At 65.1% G+C, this 3,249-nt stretch carries 4 protein-coding genes; 3 read left to right on the forward strand and 1 reads right to left on the reverse strand.

Going from position 1 to position 3,249, the window contains the following annotated elements; translation table 11 throughout:
* Positions 1–34: 34 nt before the first annotated feature.
* The gene (locus tag AC0Z2B_RS29295) at positions 35–850 is read right to left on the reverse strand and encodes a DUF1838 family protein (protein ID WP_476296191.1); all 816 of its coding nucleotides are present in this window, start codon (positions 848–850) and stop codon (positions 35–37) included.
* Positions 851–981: 131 nt separating this feature from the next.
* On the opposite strand from AC0Z2B_RS29295, the gene AC0Z2B_RS29300 reads away from it, so the two are divergent.
* The 3 genes from AC0Z2B_RS29300 to surE all read left to right on the forward strand — a co-directional run bounded on the left by AC0Z2B_RS29300 (position 982) and on the right by surE (position 3,177).
* Positions 982–1,929, forward strand: a complete 948-nt coding sequence (locus tag AC0Z2B_RS29300) for a Dyp-type peroxidase (protein WP_476296189.1) — start codon at positions 982–984, stop codon at positions 1,927–1,929.
* An 82-nt stretch (positions 1,930–2,011) separates the two neighbouring features.
* Entirely contained in the window at positions 2,012–2,389 is a 378-nt protein-coding gene (locus tag AC0Z2B_RS29305) for a VOC family protein (protein ID WP_476296187.1), read from the forward strand.
* Between the two features lie 23 nt (positions 2,390–2,412).
* On the forward strand, positions 2,413–3,177 hold the full coding sequence (gene surE / locus AC0Z2B_RS29310) for a 5'/3'-nucleotidase SurE (protein WP_476296185.1): 765 nt from the start codon (positions 2,413–2,415) through the stop codon (positions 3,175–3,177).
* Positions 3,178–3,249 lie beyond the last annotated feature (72 nt).

The following is a 3,249-nucleotide window of genomic DNA, read 5'->3' on the forward strand; positions in this document are numbered from 1 at the left end:
ACAGATCACAAACAGATCACAAGCCAGGTCAAGATCAGGTGCGCGGGCGCTGCGCTTCTTTGAGTCGCTGCGCGACTGTCCAACTGGTAGCGTTCGGGCGCACATCATCCAGCGCCGGCGGCTCACGGTACTCCGGGTAATCCCGGCCAATCGCCTCGCGCAGCACCCCCGGCAAGGCTTCGATACCTGCCACGGTCTGCCCCATGGCGTTGAACACCATCAACCCCGGCCGGCTGCCCATGCGCATGAACGGCAGCCACGGCGCGATACGCACCCATGCCAACGCCGCATTCGCGCTGTCGGTCTCTTTACTGAGCAGCGCCTCGCGGTCGGCCACGAAATCGAAGATTTCCATGGCGTGGTAGTGGTTGCCGACGTACTCCTGGTAATCGCCCGCCAAGGGATTGGGGTAGAAGAGCGGGATCTCGCTGGCGGCGAATATGCGCTCGCCCTGGACGCGGAAGGGGGAGGCCAAAGGCTGGCCCTGAGGATCGCGCTCGAAGAACGGGCGCAGGTTCACCGGGTCGTTGGCCACGTGCATCACCGGCACGTCAGCTTGAGTCCAGGGGTTGTGCCAGGTTTTCAACGGTTCGCCCGTCACCGGGTCGAGGTACAGCATCAGTTCGCGCGACACCAGCCGGAAGCCGGCACCGCGCTGGGGGTCGTGCAGGCTGCCGCATTGACGAACGTTCATGCCCTCGACCTTGAACAGCAAACGGTCGGGCTCGCCTTCGCGCCGCGCCCAGGCCTGGCCGGACCAGTGGAACACCACGGGCTTGCCGTCCACGGTGGAACCGTGGAGTTTGCGCAGGGCGGTGAGGGCGCCCAGGGGCTGGTGGAGATCGATCATGGCAAAGACTTCCCTGGTGGGTAAATGCCCGCAGTCTACCGTCGGAACGTGCAGAGACAATGGAAAAAGCCCCGGCAACCACCGGCGCCAGCTACGCTGAGCAATGGTTTTCCCAGCCCTGAAGGCCGACCATGACTGACCTCCTTCCCGAACCCCAGGCCGTCTGCAGTCCCATCACCAGCAGCGTCATCTTTATCGTCGCCACCGTGGCGCTGGGCGCCGAGGCCGCCGACACGGTGCGCGGCTGGTGCGGCGACGTGGCGGCGCTGACCCGCACGGTGGGCAAGCGCGTGCCCGACGGCAAGCTGTCCTGCGTGTGCGGCTTCGGCTCCACGGCCTGGGACGTGTTGTTCGGCGCGCCGCGCCCGGCGCAGTTGCACCCGTTCCGCGAGTTCGGCCCCGAAGGCCGCCGTGCGCCCGCCACGGCCGGCGACCTGTTGCTGCACATCCGCGCCGACCGCATGGACCTGTGCTTCGAACTGGCCACCCAACTGTGCGCCGCCCTGGGCGATGCCATCCTGGTGGTGGACGAGGTGCAGGGCTTCCGCAACTTCGACATGCGCAGCATGGTCGGCTTCGTCGACGGCACCGAAAACCCCGCCGGCCGCAAACTGACCGAGTCCACCCTGATCGACAACGAAGACCCGGCTTTCGCCGGCGGCAGCTACGTGATGGTGCAGAAGTACCTGCACAACATGAACGCCTGGAACGCCCTGAGCGTGGAAGACCAGGAACGGGTGATCGGCCGCAAGAAGCTCTCGGACGTGGAACTGGACGACGCCCACAAACCCAGCAACTCCCACAGCGCCCTGACCACGCTCAGTGAAAACGGCCAGGAAGTGAAAATCCTCCGCGACAACATGCCCTTCGGCCGCCCCGGCATGGGCGAATTCGGCACCTATTTCATTGGCTATGCGCGTTCGCCGTCGGCCCTGGAAAAAATGCTCGAGAACATGTTCGTGGGCCGCCCGGCGGGCAACTACGACCGCTTGCTCGACTACAGCACGGCGGTGACCGGCGGGTTGTTCTTCGTGCCTTCGGCGGAACTGTTGGAGAAGTTGGCGGAGCGCAAGCCCTGACGCGGGTATCGACAAACGTCTTGATTTTCACTGGCGTGCCAGCAGGGCATCATCAGGGGCCAACCGCCTTGGAGCTTCGCTGATGATCGACCACCTCGACCACCTGGTCCTCACCACCATCGACCTGGACGCCTGCAAGGACTTCTACACCCGCGTGCTCGGCATGCGCCTGGAAACCTTCGGCCAGGGCCGCCTGGCCTTCGTGTTTGGCCAGCAGAAGATCAACGTGCACGTGCGCGGCCACGAGTTCGAGCCCAAGGCGCACCTGCCAGTGCCGGGCGCGCTGGACCTGTGCTTCATTGCCAGCACGCCCCTGGAGCAGGTGATCGAACACCTGCACGCCCAGCAGTGGCCTATCCTCGAAGGGCCGGTGATGCGCACCGGCGCCGCCGGGCCGATCCGCTCGGTGTATGTGCGTGACCCGGACCTGAACCTGATCGAGATTTCGCAACCGGCCTGACCGCCTTTCACCTGGAGATGCACATGGACCCGTACACCCCCTTGTTCGACCGCGTTCTGCTGACCAACGATGACGGCATCACCGCCCCTGGCCTGGCCGCGCTGGAAGTCATTGCCACGAAACTGGCCCGCGAGGTCTGGGTGGTGGCACCGGCCCACGACCAGAGTGGCGTGTCCCATGCCATCAGCATTCACCACCCGCTGCGCGTGGAAACCCTGGGCGAGCGGCGCTTTGCCGTGCAGGGCACGCCGGGCGATTGCGTGGTGCTGGCGTTGCAGCACCTGATGCCGCACAAGCCGACGTTGATTCTGTCCGGGGTCAACCGCGGCGCCAATCTGGGGGTGGAAACGGCGTTTTCCGGCACGGTAGGCGCGGCGATGGCGGGCATGTTGCTGGGTGTTCCGTCGATTGCCCTGAGCCAGGCGTTTACCAAAGGCCAACCGGTGAAGTGGGCTACCGCCGAGGCGCTGGGGGTGGATGTGCTGGCGCGCGTGGCGCAGGCGGACTGGGCGGCGGGCAGTTGCCTGAACATCAATTTCCCCGACGTGGAACCGGCGGCCTGCAAGGGCACGCAGTACACGTCCCAGGGCACGGGCAGGCTGAACGGTATTCAGGTGACGGGGCAGCAAGACCCGCGCAACGTCGAGTATTTCTGGTTGAACATGTCGCGCACGGAGAGCTTCGACGAAGAGGGCACCGAGACTCACGGTGTGTTCAATGGCTATGTAACCGTGACGCCGTTGACCTTCGAGCGCACGGCCCAGGCAGTCCTGGACTGCCTGAAATAATGTGGGAGCGGGCTCTGCCCGCGAAAAGAACACTGCGGTATGTCAGGCAATACGCGGTGCATTTTTCGCGGG

This window comes from Pseudomonas sp. GYB4201, from assembly GCF_056312595.1.